Source organism: Brevibacillus sp. FSL K6-2834 (assembly GCF_038592925.1).
Lineage (GTDB): Bacteria > Bacillota > Bacilli > Brevibacillales > Brevibacillaceae > Brevibacillus > Brevibacillus borstelensis.
On the sequence record NZ_CP151945.1, the window covers coordinates 272067 to 287228 of the forward strand.

Annotated in this window: 11 protein-coding genes and 1 other annotated feature; all 11 genes read left to right on the forward strand. The window is 51.6% G+C overall.

Annotated features, from left to right (window positions below; all coding sequences use genetic code 11):
- Positions 1-26: 26 nt before the first annotated feature.
- The 11 genes from rplA (at position 27) to tuf (ending at position 15106) form a co-directional block, all read left to right on the forward strand.
- Positions 27-710 (forward strand): 50S ribosomal protein L1, encoded by a 684-nt coding sequence (gene rplA / locus NST96_RS01490; RefSeq protein WP_003392009.1) that lies wholly within the window; start codon positions 27-29, stop codon positions 708-710.
- A gap of 47 nt (positions 711-757) precedes the next feature.
- Positions 758-921, forward strand: a sequence feature (ribosomal protein L10 leader region).
- Between the two features lie 22 nt (positions 922-943).
- Positions 944-1459, forward strand: coding sequence for a 50S ribosomal protein L10 (gene rplJ / locus NST96_RS01495; RefSeq protein ID WP_003392008.1), 516 nt, complete (start codon positions 944-946; stop codon positions 1457-1459).
- An 81-nt stretch (positions 1460-1540) separates the two neighbouring features.
- Positions 1541-1903 (forward strand): 50S ribosomal protein L7/L12, encoded by a 363-nt coding sequence (gene rplL / locus NST96_RS01500; RefSeq protein ID WP_003392006.1) that lies wholly within the window; start codon positions 1541-1543, stop codon positions 1901-1903.
- 98 nt (positions 1904-2001) lie between these two features.
- Entirely contained in the window at positions 2002-2598 is a 597-nt protein-coding gene (locus NST96_RS01505) for a class I SAM-dependent methyltransferase (RefSeq protein WP_003392004.1), read from the forward strand.
- Positions 2599-2935: 337 nt separating this feature from the next.
- The gene (rpoB, locus tag NST96_RS01510) at positions 2936-6475 is read left to right on the forward strand and encodes a DNA-directed RNA polymerase subunit beta (RefSeq protein ID WP_003392002.1); all 3540 of its coding nucleotides are present in this window, start codon (positions 2936-2938) and stop codon (positions 6473-6475) included.
- A gap of 29 nt (positions 6476-6504) precedes the next feature.
- Positions 6505-10131, forward strand: a complete 3627-nt coding sequence (gene rpoC, locus NST96_RS01515; protein ID WP_003392000.1) for a DNA-directed RNA polymerase subunit beta' — start codon at positions 6505-6507, stop codon at positions 10129-10131.
- Between the two features lie 182 nt (positions 10132-10313).
- Positions 10314-10568 (forward strand): 50S ribosomal protein L7ae-like protein, encoded by a 255-nt coding sequence (locus NST96_RS01520; RefSeq protein ID WP_003391999.1) that lies wholly within the window; start codon positions 10314-10316, stop codon positions 10566-10568.
- Positions 10569-10690: 122 nt separating this feature from the next.
- Positions 10691-11125, forward strand: a complete 435-nt coding sequence (rpsL, locus tag NST96_RS01525; protein WP_003391998.1) for a 30S ribosomal protein S12 — start codon at positions 10691-10693, stop codon at positions 11123-11125.
- A gap of 52 nt (positions 11126-11177) precedes the next feature.
- Positions 11178-11648, forward strand: a complete 471-nt coding sequence (gene rpsG, locus NST96_RS01530) for a 30S ribosomal protein S7 (RefSeq protein ID WP_003391996.1) — start codon at positions 11178-11180, stop codon at positions 11646-11648.
- Positions 11649-11717: 69 nt separating this feature from the next.
- The gene (gene fusA, locus NST96_RS01535) at positions 11718-13796 is read left to right on the forward strand and encodes an elongation factor G (protein WP_003391995.1); all 2079 of its coding nucleotides are present in this window, start codon (positions 11718-11720) and stop codon (positions 13794-13796) included.
- Between the two features lie 119 nt (positions 13797-13915).
- A complete protein-coding gene (tuf, locus tag NST96_RS01540) occupies positions 13916-15106 on the forward strand; it encodes an elongation factor Tu (protein WP_003391992.1) in 1191 nt (396 codons plus the stop codon).
- Positions 15107-15162 lie beyond the last annotated feature (56 nt).

The following is a 15162-nucleotide window of genomic DNA, read 5'->3' on the forward strand; positions in this document are numbered from 1 at the left end:
ACCACATTGAAGGGAGATTTTAAAACATGGCAAAACGTGGCAAGAAGTACCAAGAGGCTGCGAAGCTGATTGACAAGAACAAAGTATACGAAGTAGCAGAAGGTATCGAGCTGGTTAAAAAAGCAGCTTCTGCTAAGTTTGACGAATCCGTGGAAGCAGCATTCCGTCTGGGTGTAGACCCGAAGCGTGCTGACCAACAAATCCGCGGTGCAGTTGTTCTGCCGCACGGTACTGGTAAAGTACAGCGCGTTCTCGTTTTCGCGAAAGGCGAAAAAGCGAAAGAAGCAGAAGCAGCTGGTGCAGATTATGTCGGCGATGCAGACATGATCGCAAAAATTCAAGGCGGTTGGTTCGACTTTGACGTAGTCGTAGCTACCCCTGACATGATGGGTGAAGTAGGGAAACTGGGTCGCGTGCTCGGTCCAAAAGGCCTTATGCCAAACCCGAAAACCGGTACCGTTACATTTGATGTAACCAAAGCCGTTAACGAAATCAAAGCTGGTAAAATTGAGTACCGCGTTGACAAAGCAGGTAACATCCACGCTCCAATCGGTAAGGTTTCCTTTGATGCCGAGAAGCTGGCTGAAAACCTCGCTGCGCTGACTGAAGCGCTGAACCGTGCGAAACCAGCGGCAGCAAAAGGCGTTTACATGAAAAACGTATCCATCAGCTCCACGATGGGTCCTGGCGTTCGTGTAGCTGTAAAATAATGATAGTTGACTTCCCTGGTGGAAGTTGATAAGATAGTTCCTGTTGATGAAAAGAATATGCCATGCCGTAGACAGAAGGTGCAGAGCCCAAAAGCCCTGCTTAATATCCCTCCGAGGCGTGTAATGAAGCGGATAGAGGAAATGCTAGATTTCCTTTGACGATATACATTATGCCCTCGTAGATGCTACGAGGGCATTCTTTTTTCCAGGATAGAGCACGGGAGGTGTAACCATTGGCAGAAATTCGTCCAACCGTTATTCGTGAAGAGAAAGTACAAGCGGTAAATGAAATCGCTACAAAACTGCGCAATAGCCAAACAACAGTAGTCGCTGATTACCGCGGTCTGACTGTAGCGCAAGTAACTGAGCTGCGTAGACAACTGCGTGAAGCAGGTATCGAATTCGTAGTTCTGAAAAACACACTGACTCGACTCGCTACAGCGAAAGAGAACCTGACTGAACTGGATCAGTACCTCACCGGTCCAAACGCAATCGCGTTCTCCACTGAAGATGTAATCGCTCCTGCGAAAATCATCGCTGAATTTGCGAAGAAAAACGAAAAGCTGGAAATCAAGGGTGGCGTAATCGAAGGAAAAGTAGTGGGCGCTGATGAAATCAAAGCGCTGGCAGCACTGCCTTCCCGCGAAGGTCTCCTGTCCATGCTTCTCAGCGTGCTGCAAGCTCCTGTGCGCAACTTCGCACTGGCAGTCAAAGCCGTTTCCGAGCAAAAAGAAGGCCAAGGCGCGTAATCGCCTGAACGGGTTACAAACCCAACTGGTTGTGTGAGCAACCGAACCAATACACTTATCCATGAATGGGAGGACAATAAGATGAGCAAAGAGCAAATCTTGGAAGCGATCAAAGGTATGTCCGTTCTCGAACTGAACGATCTGGTAAAAGCAATTGAAGAAGAATTCGGCGTAACTGCTGCTGCTCCTGTAGCTGTAGTTGCTGGTGGCGGAGCTGAAGCTGCTGCTGAGCAAACTGAATTCACTGTAAACCTGGTAAGCGGCGGCGCTTCCAAAATCAACGTTATCAAAGTTGTTCGCGAGCTGACTGGCCTGGGTCTGAAAGAAGCAAAAGACCTGGTAGACAACGCTCCAAAAACACTCAAAGAGGGCGTTTCCAAAGAAGAAGCAGAATCCCTCAAAGCAAAACTCGAAGAAGCTGGCGCAACTGTAGAAGTGAAGTAAGTTAGCTTCCTGAAAGTGGAATATATCCCCTTGCCTGCGGCAGGGGGATTTTCTGTAAGAAGGAACCAAGCCTATCGAAGAGGAAAGGTGGACCATACGTGGCAGATCACTACTACACGAGCCGCCCGGGAGCCAAGCATGACGAGCAGCAGTTTACGTTCACACTGCGGGGGCATGAGCTTCGTTTTATTACGGATGCGGGTGTATTCTCCCGGGATCGGGTTGATTTTGGCAGTCAGCTGCTAATCGAGACGATGGAGTTCGATGAGCATGCCCGCGTGCTGGATGTTGGCTGCGGGTACGGGCCGATGGGGCTAACTGCAGCCAAGCTGGCCAACAAGGGGCAGGTTACGATGCTCGATGTCAACGAGCGTGCAGTTGAACTGGCCCGTCGAAATGCTCAATTGAACGGGATCACGAATGTGGAGATCCTTGTCAGTGATGTGTACAGCGCTGTTCAGGGGCGGGTGTTTGACGTCATTGTAACCAATCCGCCGATTCGGGCCGGCAAGGAGATCGTCCATCGCATTTTTACGGAAGGGTACGAGCTGCTTGCTGAAGGCGGCGAGATGTGGGTAGTGATTCAGAAGAAACAAGGGGCGCCTTCCGCTTTGCGAAAGCTGCAGGAAGTCTACCGCGAAGTTGAAGAGGTAGACAAGAAAAAAGGGTATTCCATTTTTAGAGCGAGGAAGTAGCAGAACGCACATCTGCGCACGGCAGGCAAGAAATAAAAAATAGTCCCTTGACGTGCATATTTCAATATGTTAGCATTATAAAATGTCAATATGGGATTAATGTCTATTTTTTTAGCAGTTCTCATTATCAAAACGGCTTTCCTGCTTTTTTATCAAAGGAGGAATGACGGTGTAAAAAGATGGGAATTCTTATAAAATAGATTTCCTTTGGGTTAAAAATGGTAACGCTGCTTTAACCCATTTTTATTTTTGCTCGCACCAAGGCATTCGTCTGCTGAAAAGCTTGCCGGATGCCCAGTTTTCTATGTGTGAAAACACAACCTGAGGGGTGAATAAGTTGGCAGGTAAAGTGATTCAAAGTGGCCGACACCGCCAGCGTCGTACGTATTCGCGTATTAACGAAGTGCTGGGCCTTCCAAATCTGATCGAGATTCAGCAAAAGTCTTACCAGTGGTTCCTGGATGAAGGCTTGCGTGAAATGTTTCAGGACATTTCTCCGATCCAGGACTTTACGGGTAACCTTGTGCTGGAATTTATCGATTACAGCCTGGGTGAGCCCAAGTATGACGTGGACGAGTCGAAAGAACGTGACGTCACCTATGCAGCGCCTCTGCGCGTGAAGGTCCGCTTGCTTAACAAAGAGACGGGCGAAGTGAAGGAACAAGAAGTCTTCATGGGGGACTTCCCGCTCATGACCGAAACGGGAACCTTCATTATTAACGGGGCTGAGCGTGTCATTGTCAGCCAGCTTGTTCGTTCCCCCAGTGTATATTACAACACCAAAGTGGACAAAAACGGCAAGCAAACATTTACCGCTACCGTTATTCCAAACCGTGGCGCGTGGTTGGAGTTGGAGACGGACGCGAAGGATGTCATTTACGTCCGTATCGACCGTACCCGGAAGATCCCGGTAACGGTGCTTTTGCGCGCTCTCGGCTTTGGTTCCGACATCGAGATTCTCAACCTGCTGGGTGAGGACGAGTATATCAAAAATACGCTGGAGAAAGACAATACCGACTCTACGGAAAAGGCGCTGATTGAAATCTATGAGCGTCTGCGTCCGGGTGAGCCGCCGACAGTCGAGAACGCGAAGAGCTTGCTCATTTCCCGTTTTTTCGATCCGAAGCGCTACGACCTGGCATCCGTTGGTCGCTATAAAATGAACAAGAAGCTTCACCTGAAAAACCGTCTCTACAATCAGCGTCTGGCTGAGACGTTGGTAGATACGAGCACAGGTGAAATTATCGCAGAAGCAGGTCAAATGATTGACCGCCGGATTCTTGACCGGATTTTGCCGATGCTGGAAGAGAGCGTAGGGTTCGTAGATGTACGGACGCACGGCGGTGTTCTCGAAGAGGATATGATCCGTCTGCAATCCATCAACATCTTCTCTCCGCTTGACGACGGCAAAGTGATCAAGGTCATCGGCAATGGAAACGTCGATAAGACCGTTAAGCACATCACGCCTGCTGATATCGTTGCGGCGATCAACTATTTCATGAACCTGCTTCATGGAGTCGGTTCTACCGATGACATCGACCATTTGGGCAACCGTCGTCTGCGTTCCGTTGGTGAGCTGTTGCAGAACCAGTTCCGCATCGGTCTTTCCCGTATGGAGCGCGTAGTTCGCGAGCGGATGTCCATTCAGGATCAAAACCAGATCACGCCGCAAGCGCTGATCAACATCCGTCCGGTCATCGCAGCGATCAAGGAGTTCTTCGGAAGCTCCCAGTTGTCGCAGTTTATGGATCAGACCAACCCGCTTGCAGAGCTGACGCACAAACGCCGTCTGTCTGCACTCGGTCCCGGTGGTTTGACTCGTGAGCGCGCGGGCTTTGAAGTGCGTGACGTTCACCACTCTCACTACGGCCGTATGTGTCCGATTGAGACGCCGGAGGGTCCGAACATCGGTTTGATCAACTCGCTGTCTTCCTTTGCCCGGATCAATGACTATGGATTCATTGAAACGCCGCGTCGCAAGGTAGACCCGGAGACCGGTTACGTTCTGGATGAAATCGCCTATCTGACGGCGGATGAAGAAGACGTGTTCAACGTCGCTCAGGCCAACCAGCCTTTGGACGAAATGGGCCGCTTCATCAACGACATGGTTATTTGCCGACGCAAGGGCGACATCTTGAGTGTCCCGCGCGACAAGGTTGACTATATGGACGTATCTCCGAAGCAAGTCGTTTCGGTTGCGACCGCTTTGATTCCGTTCCTGGAAAACGACGACGCCAACCGCGCGCTGATGGGTTCCAACATGCAGCGGCAGGCTGTTCCATTGCTCATTCCGCAAGCGCCGTTTGTCGGTACCGGTATGGAGCATAAAGCAGCGCAAGACTCCGGCGTGGCGATCGTTGCCAAGCATCCGGGTCAGGTAGAGCGCGTGACAGCCCGCGAAATTTGGGTACGCCGCTATAAAGAGATCGACGGCAAGAAAGTAGCCGGCGATATCGACAAATATAAATTGCACAAGTTTATCCGTTCCAACCAGGGTACCTGCATCAACCAGCGCCCGATCGTCAGAAAAGGCGACTGGATTGAAAAAGGCGACATCATCGGTGACGGTCCGTCCACAGAAAAGGGCGAATTGGCACTGGGCCGCAACGTTATCGTTGCGTTCATGACCTGGGAAGGGTACAACTACGAGGACGCCATTCTCCTCAGCGAAAAGCTTGTAAAAGATGACGTGTATACGTCTATCCATATTGAAGAGTACGAGTCCGAAGCCCGTGACACCAAGCTCGGTCCGGAAGAAATCACCCGTGATATTCCGAACGTCGGCGAAGACGCTCTGAAAAATCTTGACGAGCGCGGTATCGTTCGCGTCGGTGCGGAAATTCAGGACGGCGACATCCTCGTCGGTAAAGTAACGCCGAAAGGGGTTACCGAGCTGACGGCGGAAGAGCGTTTGCTCCATGCCATCTTTGGTGAAAAGGCACGCGAGGTTCGCGACACATCCTTGCGCGTACCGCATGGCGGTTCCGGTATCGTTGTCGACGTGAAAGTGTTTACCCGCGAGAACGGCGACGAGCTGCCGCCGGGTGTCAACCAACTCGTCCGCGTCTACATCGCCCAAAAAAGGAAAATTTCCGTGGGTGACAAAATGGCCGGTCGACATGGTAACAAAGGGGTTATTGCCCGGATCATGCCAGAGGAGGATATGCCGTTCTTGCCGGATGGCTCTCCTGTGGAAATCGTTCTGAACCCACTCGGGGTTCCGTCCCGGATGAACATCGGTCAGGTACTGGAAACGCACCTTGGCATGGCGGCGAAAATGCTCGGCATCCACGTAGCGACACCGGTATTTGACGGAGCTCGTCAGGAAGATGTGTTCGAGACGCTGGAAGAAGCCGGCCTCGACCGCGACGGAAAAACGATTTTGTACGATGGCCGCACAGGTGAACCGTTTGACCGCCGTGTAACGGTAGGTTGCGTGTACATGCTGAAGCTGGCTCACTTGGTGGACGACAAGATCCACGCTCGTTCCACTGGTCCATACTCGCTCGTTACGCAGCAGCCTCTGGGCGGTAAAGCTCAGTTTGGCGGACAGCGCTTCGGGGAGATGGAGGTTTGGGCACTCGAGGCTTATGGTGCCGCCTATACGCTGCAAGAAATTCTTACTGTCAAGTCGGACGACGTCGTTGGTCGGGTGAAGACCTACGAAGCGATCGTCAAAGGGGAAAACGTACCGGAGCCAGGTGTTCCTGAGTCCTTCAAGGTTCTCATCAAGGAACTGCAAAGCTTGGGTATGGACGTGAAAATCCTGTCCGAAGACGAGCAGGAAATTGAAATGCGTGAAATGGAAGAAGAGGACGAGGGCAGCGGTGAAAAGCTGAATCTCGTACTTGAAGGCGGAAGCTTGGACGAAGAGTAAGATTCCGGTACAAAGGGAGGTAACGCCCTGTGATAGACGTGAACAACTTCGAATATATGAAGATCGGCCTGGCTTCCCCGGACAAGATCCGCTCCTGGTCTTTCGGGGAAGTGAAAAAGCCGGAAACGATCAACTATCGTACGTTGAAACCGGAAAAGGACGGTTTGTTCTGCGAGCGTATTTTCGGTCCGACCAAGGACTGGGAGTGCCATTGCGGAAAATACAAGCGCGTTCGCTACAAAGGTGTCGTGTGCGATCGATGCGGCGTGGAAGTGACCCGCGCCAAAGTACGCCGTGAGCGGATGGGGCACATCGAGCTGGCTGCCCCAGTCTCTCACATCTGGTACTTCAAAGGAATCCCGAGCCGCATGGGCCTTGTTCTTGACATGTCCCCGCGTTCGCTCGAGGAAGTCATCTACTTTGCATCTTACGTGGTAACCGATGCGGGCGATACGCCGCTCGATAAAAAGCAGCTGTTGTCCGAAAAGGAATACCGCAATTACCGTGAAAAATACGGACATTCCTTCCAGGCGATGATGGGAGCAGAGGCGATCAAACGCCTTCTCCAGGAAATCGATCTGGAAAAAGAAGTAGAGACGCTGAAGGAAGATCTGAAAACGGCACAAGGCCAACGCCGCAACCGTGCGATCAAGCGTCTGGAAGTACTGGAGGCATTCCGCAATTCCGGCAACCGTCCTGACTGGATGGTTCTGGATGTACTGCCGGTCATTCCGCCAGAGCTGCGTCCGATGGTTCAGTTGGATGGGGGACGCTTTGCCACCTCCGACCTGAACGATCTGTACCGCCGCGTAATCAACCGCAACAACCGTCTGAAACGCCTGTTGGAACTCGGCGCACCGGACATTATCGTGCAAAACGAGAAACGCATGCTGCAGGAAGCAGTAGACGCGCTGATCGACAACGGTCGCCGCGGCCGTCCGGTGACAGGTCCGGGTAACCGTCCGCTGAAATCCCTCAGCCATATGCTGAAAGGGAAACAAGGACGCTTCCGTCAAAACCTGCTCGGTAAGCGTGTTGACTACTCCGGCCGTTCCGTTATCGTGGTTGGACCAAACCTGAAGATGTATCAGTGCGGTCTGCCGAAAGAAATGGCGCTGGAGCTGTTCAAGCCATTTGTAATGAAAGAGCTGGTGGCAAAAGGCCTCGCTCACAATATCAAGAGCGCAAAGCGCAAGGTAGAGCGCGTTCAGCCTGAGGTGTGGGATGTACTGGAAGATGTCATCCGCGAGCACCCGGTGCTTTTGAACCGCGCCCCCACGCTGCACAGACTTGGTATTCAGGCATTCGAACCTGTACTGGTTGAAGGCCGTGCGATTCGTTTGCATCCGCTCGTTTGTACGGCATACAACGCCGACTTTGACGGTGACCAGATGGCGGTTCACGTTCCCCTGTCCGCTGAGGCACAGGCAGAAGCCCGTATCCTCATGCTGGCAGCACAGAACATCTTGAACCCGAAAGATGGAAAACCGGTTGTAACGCCTTCTCAGGACATGGTTCTCGGTTCCTACTATCTGACGCTGGAGCGTGAAGGGGACATTGGCGAGGGTACGGTATACCGTGACTCTCACGATGCGATTGCCGCATACCAAAACGGCTTTATCAGCCTCCATACGCGCATTGCTCTGCCGGCGAAGGAATTGAACAAAACCAGCTTTACGGAAGAACAGCGCAACGCTCTGTTCGTGACGACGGTAGGGAAACTGATCTTCAACGAAATCTTCCCGCCGGAGCTGCCGTTTATCAACGTTCCGACGAAAGCGAACCTGCAAAAGGGCGTACCAAACGACTTCTTCATTTTTGATAAAGGCGTAAACGTAAAAGAGTTTATCGCCAAGCTGCCTGACCAGGGAGCTGTGAAAAAAGGTTTCTTGGGAACCATCATCTCCGAGTGCTTCCGCCGTTTTGGCACAATGGAAACCTCGAAGATTCTGGACAAAATCAAGGAACTCGGCTTCACGTACTCTACGAAAGCCGGTATTACGATCGCTGTTGCCGACATCGTCGTGCCTGAAAAGAAAAAGGAAATCCTCGAAGAAGCTGATCAAAAGGTACAAACCGTTATGGCGCAATACCGCCGCGGTCTGATTACCGAGGATGAGCGATACGACAGGGTTATCTCCATCTGGTCGAAGGCGAAGGACGAGGTAACCGAAGTGCTGATGAAGTCCATGGATAAGTTCAATGCGATCTTCATGATGGCGAACTCCGGTGCCCGCGGTAACGTGTCGCAGATCACACAGCTGGCTGGTATGCGCGGTCTGATGGCAAACCCGTCCGGTCGAATCATCGAGCTGCCGATCAAATCGAACTTCCGGGAAGGCCTGACCGTATTGGAGTACTTTATCTCCACGCACGGTGCGCGTAAAGGTCTTGCCGATACCGCTCTGCGTACCGCTGACTCGGGTTACCTGACCCGCCGTCTGGTTGACGTTGCGCAAGACGTGATCGTCCGCGAGATCGATTGCGGAACCGACAAGGGCATTCGCGTCACAGCGATCAAGGACGGCAAGGAAGAAATCGAGAAGCTTTCCGATCGCCTGATTGGCCGCACATGCTTTGAGACTGTGCGCCATCCGGAGACCGGCGAAGTCATCATCGGCCGCAACGAGGAGATTACAGAGGAAATTGCCGAGGTCATCGAAAAAGCTGGCATTACCGAGGTTTATATCCGCAACGTGCTTGCTTGCCGCACAAGCCATGGCGTCTGCAAGCGCTGCTACGGTCGCAACCTGGCTACCGGCGACGAGGTGGAAATCGGCGAAGCAGTCGGAATCATCGCCGCTCAATCCATCGGTGAGCCGGGAACCCAGCTGACGATGCGTACCTTCCATACCGGGGGGGTTGCGGGAGACGATATTACCCAAGGTTTGCCGCGTATTCAAGAGCTGTTTGAGGCGCGCAATCCGAAAGGGCAAGCAGTTATTTCCGAGATCGACGGTGAAGTCATCGATATCCGCGAAGGCAAAGACCGTCGTGAGATCGAGGTTCGCGGCGAGGCGGAAAACAAAGTGTACGCCGTACCGTACGGTTCCCGCATCAAGGTAGCCGTAGGCACCAAGCTCAGTGCCGGTGACGAGCTGACAGAGGGTTCCGTTGACCCGAAAGAAATGCTCAAGGTACGCGGCCAACGCGGCGTATCCAACTACATCCTGCAAGAGGTACAAAAAGTGTACCGGATGCAAGGGGTAGAAATTAACGACAAGCACGTCGAGGTCATGATCCGTCAGATGCTTCGCAAGCTGAGAGTCATCGACAGCGGCGAAACCGATCTCTTGCCAGGCTCCTATGTCGAAGTGCATGAGTTTGAGCAGGCAAACGCCAAAGCCTTTATGGAAGGAAAGAGCCCTGCTGTCGGTCGTCCAGTCCTCTTGGGGATCACCAAGGCTTCTCTGGAAACAGACTCCTTCCTGTCGGCAGCATCCTTCCAGGAAACAACACGTGTCCTGACCGATGCGGCGATCAAAGGCAAGGTGGACCGCCTCCTCGGCCTGAAGGAGAACGTCATCATCGGAAAACTGGTTCCAGCCGGTACCGGTATGTCCCGCTATCGCAATATCAAGGTAGCAAGCCGTGCAGACTACGAAGCGCAAGCTAGCGAGAACAACGAGCAGCGCGAAGCTGTGTCGGTAGAGTAGCGCCAAAGCAGGTCGGCGCAATAGACGCAACAAAGCAGGAAGTGCCCGTCCTCGTGATGGGCACTTCCCTTTACTAAATAAATAATAGAAAAATAATAGCATCGGGCGTTGACATTGACGGGCCCAGCTGATATTATATTCAAGTGTGCCTGACATCTGTACTTTGGAGGATATGATTCTACATGTCTTATGAAAAAGTAGAGCGGGCCAAGGAGCTCACCATTGGCGTCAAACAGACGATGAAAGCCGTGGAGCACAATCAGGTTGAAGCGGTTTACATTGCAGTTGATGCTGATAGACGATTGACCCAAAAAGTCGAGCTTCTTTGCAAAGAGAAGGGTGTACCAGTCATCCGCGTCGATTCCATGCGCCGATTAGGCAAAGCGTGTGGGATAGAAGTGGGAGCGGCAACTGCCGCGATAAAGAAAAGTGGTTAACGATGTTTTTGTTTCCGGCCAACTTCGCGTTGGTTGTGTGGCAAAGACTTTCTATTTGACCAAAGATGACTCACCTGGATCTGTGGTCTTGAGATTGGGTAATAAGAAGGGAGGTAACATCCATGCCTACAATGAACCAATTGGTGCGCAAAGGTCGCAAGGACAAGGTTGTGAAGTCGAAGTCCCCAGCTCTGCAAAAGGGGTACAACAGCTTCAAAAAGGCTCAAACCAACCAAAGCTCTCCTCAAAAACGCGGTGTCTGCACTCGTGTGGGTACCATGACTCCGAAAAAACCAAACTCCGCGTTGCGTAAATACGCTCGTGTGCGTTTGACTAACGGTATTGAGGTTACTGCTTACATCGGTGGTATCGGCCACAACCTGCAAGAGCACAGCGTCGTGCTGGTTCGCGGCGGCCGTGTAAAAGACTTGCCAGGGGTTCGTTATCACATCGTTCGCGGTGCGCTTGACACTGCTGGTGTGAACAACCGCAAACAAGGTCGTTCCAAATATGGTACGAAGCGTCCGAAGCCGGGCCAAGCAGCAGCAAAAAAATAATCGCCTAGCTATGATGGCGTAATCTTAAATCTATACAGAAGGAGGGAATACGATGCCACGGAAAGGTCCTGTAACCCGTCGTGACGTACTGCCTGATCCGATTTACAACAGCAAGTTGGTCACTCGTCTGATCAACCGCTTGATGCTGGATGGCAAACGCGGTGTTGCGCAGAACATCCTGTACAATGCATTCAACATTATTCAGGAGCGTACTGGTCGCAACCCTATGGAAGTGTTTGAAGAAGCACTGAAAAACGTAATGCCTGTACTGGAGGTAAAAGCTCGTCGTGTTGGTGGTGCCAACTACCAAGTACCGATCGAGGTAAAACCTGAGCGCCGTACCACTCTCGGCCTGCGTTGGTTGGTTAACTACTCCCGCACTCGCGGTGAGAAAACCATGGAACAACGTCTGGCAAACGAGATCATGGACGCTGCGAACAACACAGGTGCAGCAGTGAAAAAGCGTGAAGACACGCACAAGATGGCTGAAGCAAACAAAGCGTTTGCACACTATCGCTGGTAGTAATAAGAGCGGGTGTTCGGTTTCGATACCCGCATATTCTTACATTCGAGTATGGAAGGAGCATACCCAATGGCTCGCGAGTTCTCTTTAGCGAATACGCGGAACATCGGTATCATGGCACACATTGATGCCGGTAAGACAACCACCACTGAGCGTATTCTGTTCTACACCGGTCGCGTGCACAAAATTGGTGAAACGCACGAAGGTGCGGCCACCATGGACTGGATGGAACAAGAGCAAGAACGCGGTATTACCATTACCTCGGCTGCTACCACGGCTCAATGGAAAGGCCATCGAATCAACATTATCGATACGCCTGGACACGTAGACTTCACTGTTGAAGTAGAGCGCTCCCTGCGCGTTTTGGACGGTGCCGTAACCGTTTTCGACGCGAAAGGCGGCGTTGAGCCTCAGACCGAAACCGTTTGGCGCCAAGCTGACCGGTATGGCGTACCTCGTATGTGCTACATCAACAAAATGGATATTATCGGCGCAAACTACGATATGTGCTTGGAGCAAATTCGTACCCGCCTGGGCGCAAACCCGGTAGCTGTTCAATATCCAATCGGTGCGGAAGACCAGTTCAAAGGTATGGTTGACCTGATCGAAATGAAGGCAATCATCTATACCGATGACCTCGGTAAAACCTCCGATGCTGTTGAAATCCCGGCTGAACTCAAAGACAAGTGCGAAGAGCTCCGTCTTGCACTGGTTGAAGCAGCTGCGGAACAAGATGAAGAATTGATGATGAAGTACCTGGAAGGCGAAGAGCTGACCAACGATGAAATTCGCGCAGCTCTGCGTAAAGGTACCATCGAGTGCAAAATCACGCCAGTCATGTGCGGATCTTCCTACCGTAACAAGGGTGTTCAACCAATGCTGGACAACGTAGTGGCATACCTGCCATCTCCGATCGATATTCCAGCAATCAAAGGTACGCTCCCTGACTCCGAGGATGAAGTAGAACGTCCGGCTGACGACAACGGTCCGTTCTCCGCTCTGGCGTTCAAAATCATGGCTGACCCGTACGTAGGTCGTCTGACATTCTTCCGCGTATACTCTGGTGTTCTGAGCTCCGGTTCTTACGTACTGAACTCCACCAAAGGCAAGCGCGAGCGTGTCGGTCGTATCCTGCAAATGCACGCAAACCACCGCGAAGAAATCCAACAGGTTTACTCCGGTGACATTGCAGCAGCTGTAGGTTTGAAAGACACTACGACTGGTGATACCCTCTGTGATGAGAAAGCTCCAGTAATTCTGGAGTCCATGACCTTCCCAGAGCCGGTTATCCACATTGCGATCGAGCCTAAATCCAAGGCCGACCAAGACAAAATGGGTGTTGCGCTTTCCAAGCTGTCCGAAGAGGATCCAACGTTCAGAACTCACACAGACGAAGAGACTGGTCAAACCATCATCTCCGGTATGGGTGAGCTTCACTTGGAGATCATCGTTGACCGCATGAAGCGTGAATTCAAAGTTGAAGCGAACGTAGGTGCTCCGCAGGTTGCTTACCGCGAGACATTCCGCAATGCAGCCAAAGTGGAAGGTAAATTCGTTCGGCAGTCCGGTGGTCGTGGTCAATACGGTCACGTTTGGGTGGAGTTCTCTCCACTGGAGCCGGGCAAAGGCTTCGAATTCGAAAACAAAATCGTCGGTGGTGTAGTACCGCGTGAATACATCCCTGCGGTACAAGCTGGTATCGAAGAAGCTATGAAAAATGGTGTTCTTGCCGGCTTCCCACTGGTAGATATCAAAGCAGCGCTGGTTGACGGTAGCTACCACGATGTCGACTCCTCCGAGATGGCATTTAAAGTGGCTGGTTCCCTCGCACTGAAAGAAGCTGCGAAGAAATGTGGCGCTACTCTTCTCGAGCCAATCATGAAGGTAGAAGTCACAATTCCGGAAGAGTACATGGGCGACGTTATGGGTGACCTGAACTCCCGCCGCGGTCGTATCGAAGGTATGGAAGCTCGTGCAAACGCACAAGTGATCCGTGCAATGGTACCACTGTCCGAGATGTTTGGTTACTCCACCGTACTGCGCTCCCGTACGCAAGGACGCGGTACGTACGCAATGGTACTCGACCATTACGAAGAAGTACCGAAGTTCATCGCTGATGAAATCGTCAAGAAGTCCAAAGGCGAATAATTGGCGCGCTTGACTTTATCTTGAAACGAGAAAGGTTTACAATATGATAGGGTAACCGTTGATAGGGTAAACCTTTCTTTACTCTAATAAAACCCTTATTAATGAGGAGGCTCACTCTCATGGCTAAAGAAAAATTTGAGCGGACGAAACCGCACGTAAACATTGGTACCATCGGTCACGTTGACCACGGTAAAACTACTCTGACTGCTGCTATCACCACTGTTTTGGCTCAAGCAGGTCAAGCGAAAGCAATGGCTTATGACAGCATCGACGCTGCTCCAGAAGAAAAAGAGCGCGGTATCACAATCAACACTGCTCACGTTGAGTACGAAACTGCAAACCGTCACTATGCACACGTTGACTGCCCTGGACACGCGGACTACGTGAAAAACATGATTACCGGTGCTGCTCAAATGGACGGCGCTATCCTGGTAGTATCTGCTGCAGATGGCCCAATGCCACAAACTCGTGAGCACATCCTGCTGTCCCGCCAAGTAGGCGTACCTTACATCGTAGTATTCATGAACAAATGCGACATGGTAGACGATGAAGAGCTCTTGGAATTGGTTGAAATGGAAATCCGCGACCTGCTGTCTCAATATGAGTTCCCAGGCGACGATATCCCAGTAATCAAAGGTTCTGCAAAAGAAGCTCTTGACAACCCATCCGGCGATTGGGCTAAGAAAATTCTCGAGCTCATGGAAGCTGTTGACACTTACATCCCAACTCCTGAGCGTGCAACTGATAAACCATTCCTGATGCCAGTTGAGGACGTATTCACCATTACTGGCCGTGGTACTGTTGCTACCGGTCGTGTAGAGCGCGGTGTAATTAAAGTTGGTGACCAAGTAGAAATCGTTGGTCTGGCTGAAGAAACAAAAACTACTACTGTAACTGGTGTTGAGATGTTCCGCAAACTGCTGGATCAAGCAGAAGCTGGTGACAACATCGGTGCTCTGCTCCGTGGTGTTGAGCGCAAAGACATCGAGCGCGGTCAAGTACTGGCGAAGCCAGCATCCGTTAAACCTTACACCAAGTTCAAAGCAGAAGTTTACGTTCTGTCCAAAGAAGAGGGCGGCCGTCACACTCCTTTCTTCTCCAACTACCGCCCACAATTCTACTTCCGTACAACTGACGTTACAGGTATCATCCAACTGCCAGAAGGCGTTGAAATGATCATGCCTGGCGACAACACTGAGTTCACCGTTGAACTGATCGCTCCAGTAGCGATGGAACAAGGTACTCGCTTCGCTATCCGCGAAGGTGGCCGTACAGTTGGTGCAGGCGTAGTTTCCTCCATCACTGAGTAATTGCCAAAAAAGCAAACCCGACAGCATAAAGCTGTCGGGTTTTTTATTTTTCATGC

Excerpts from the sequence above, each read along its gene's own strand:
- fusA (WP_003391995.1), top strand. The coding sequence starts at position 11,718 with ATGGCTCGCGAGTTCTCTTTAGCGAATACGCGGAACATCGGTATCATG.
- rplL (WP_003392006.1), top strand. The coding sequence starts at position 1,541 with ATGAGCAAAGAGCAAATCTTGGAAGCGATCAAAGGTATGTCCGTTCTC.
- rpsL (WP_003391998.1), top strand. The coding sequence starts at position 10,691 with ATGCCTACAATGAACCAATTGGTGCGCAAAGGTCGCAAGGACAAGGTT.
- rpsG (WP_003391996.1), top strand. The coding sequence starts at position 11,178 with ATGCCACGGAAAGGTCCTGTAACCCGTCGTGACGTACTGCCTGATCCG.
- rplA (WP_003392009.1), top strand. The coding sequence starts at position 27 with ATGGCAAAACGTGGCAAGAAGTACCAAGAGGCTGCGAAGCTGATTGAC.
- NST96_RS01520 (WP_003391999.1), top strand. The coding sequence starts at position 10,314 with ATGTCTTATGAAAAAGTAGAGCGGGCCAAGGAGCTCACCATTGGCGTC.
- tuf (WP_003391992.1), top strand. The coding sequence starts at position 13,916 with ATGGCTAAAGAAAAATTTGAGCGGACGAAACCGCACGTAAACATTGGT.